This window comes from Microcoleus sp. MON1_C5 (genome assembly GCF_036701875.1).
In the GTDB taxonomy this organism is placed as follows: Bacteria; Cyanobacteriota; Cyanobacteriia; order Cyanobacteriales; family Microcoleaceae; genus Microcoleus.
This window is the reverse complement of the sequence record NZ_JAUBRN010000146.1, coordinates 1-2,047: the sequence shown is the minus strand read 5'-3', so window position 1 is coordinate 2,047 and position 2,047 is coordinate 1. Positions and strand designations below refer to the sequence as shown.

General features: G+C 43.0%; 1 protein-coding gene. It reads right to left on the bottom strand.

The window, feature by feature from the left end:
• Positions 1-2: 2 nt before the first annotated feature.
• Positions 3-2,012: an ATP-binding protein gene (locus tag QUA71_RS29065; RefSeq protein WP_333290464.1), complete on the bottom strand. Its 2,010-nt coding sequence runs from the start codon at positions 2,010-2,012 to the stop codon at positions 3-5.
• Positions 2,013-2,047: the final 35 nt, after the last annotated feature.

Here is a 2,047-nt window from a genome sequence, read left to right as displayed (position 1 = left end):
CATCAGTTGACGTGCCATAACTCATCACCTCTCAACATTATCTTTATTCTATGCAACTTCATGTAAAATTGGTATGATGCCCTGTCGCCAACTTCTATTTGGGCTTTTGCTATCTCCTCTATCAATATTTCCCACCATGAGGTTGAAACAAGTGTTTTTACAATCTCAAGAGCGTTGGTAAACGTAGCAGAATATTCTCTATCTCCTTTCTGTACCTGTACTTTTGCTATATTTAACAGCACTGACACTTGCCATAATATTTGTGAGCTAACGCCCTGCACAGTTTTTAAGGCAGCAGCAAAGTTACCGCAATTACTGAGATTACCGCACAAAATACAGCGGTAACGATCATCGAAAAGCTTTTGCTCTAAAGTAGTACAGATATCCTCACTGACTTCAAAAACATGGGCAAGTAGGTAAGCAGCAGACTCGCTGTGCCACTCTATAGCCTGATTGGTTGATAAACGAGGTAATTCCTGCTGCTGCAATCGCTTCAGTGTTTCCTCTGCGTCCTCAAATCTGCCTGTATATTTCAACTCCCACGCCAGCAATAAATACCACAATATACGCCGCTCAATTTCATATAAATCTGTCAGTCTCCAAGCTCGTTCTAAAGAGCCTTTCCGCAAAGCATCTAGGGGTGAATCTTGCGCGGTTGTCTGCAACAGTTGCCGTGCGTGTAACAGCATAAATTCTGCCATTTCTCCTGCTTTGTCTTCCTCGGCGGCGGCTAACAAGGCAGTCTGCACCGTCTTCAAAGGCAAGTCAGGCTCATCGGGAAACTGTTTAATAGAGTGCGAGTAAAAGTCTTCGTTACGTGCGATCGCATACAACGCCTCCCACTGCTTCGCCTCGCTTAAATGTTCTGCATAATGTCGCAAAGCATAAGGACTGGAGTATTTTTGCCATCTGGCACAGTATTCAATTAACTTGTCCCGCGCTTGCTGTGCCTCACCCCCCAGCAAACTTTGAAACTCCTGCGCTAGCAGCGGATGAGCGAATGTGTAACTCGGCTCAACGGAAAACCAGCGCGTTACCTGCCAAGGCAATGCTTGCAAATTCCACACTGTTAAACCCGTCAATTCCACAACATCCTTTTTAGAAAGCCCTCCTAATGCTACCGATAGCAGCACGAATAATTCCTGCATTTCCCTTGAGTTAACTTCTTTTGCCAGCAGCTTAAACTGTTGTTTTACATAATCCTTAAACTTAGGTGGACTAACACTGAGTACCGCCTGCACGTCCTCACCCTGCTTTGTTACCTGAATCAGTTCGTCGATGAGGTAGCGCAAGTAAAGCGGAAAGCCTTGGGTTATTGCATCCAAACTACTCACAAAATCTTCATCCTGGCTGCATAACATGAGATGGTCTTCACCAGTTTCTAGTAACCAGTCTGCGATCGCACAACGGGGCAAACGATCGAGGTGTATTGGCTCAATATCATTTGTCCAACCAGACAAGTATTCTGGCTTCTCCCCTTCAGAGGCTCTCGCTGAAGCAATGACGAATACATTCGGAGGTAAAGGAGTAGGAAAGGGTGGTGAGAAGGGAATATCTGTTTTATCTAATTCATCCAAAGCATCGATGAGAATGACTAATGGCTTTTCTTCCTTTCCAGGCTCTCTTAATATGTTGTATAGTGCTTGCCTTAACTCATTTATTTCGTTAGGTATTTGCTCATAATATCGTTCATAATATGTATAAATTTGCTGTAGTAAATTCCCATAAGCACTTTTAGCAGAGCGAGTTCGATCGTACCGTTGGCTAAAGAAATGATGAGCAATAAAATAGCCTTGTTTATGCCGTATTTTCCACCAACTAGCTAACAGTGAAGTTTTACCAAAACCAGCACTAGCAGTCACAAGGAGGACACCACTGGAATTATCAGCTAAAAAATTGTCGAGTTTTTCAATTTCTTTAGAACGTCCTATAAATAGCTGGGTGTGTTCGCTTACTATAGCCTTTCTCACAAAGATGAGGTACAATAACAGCAGTGAGTAAACCAATTCCAAAGATTTTCTGATGTAACTTCATTAAATGCAAACTC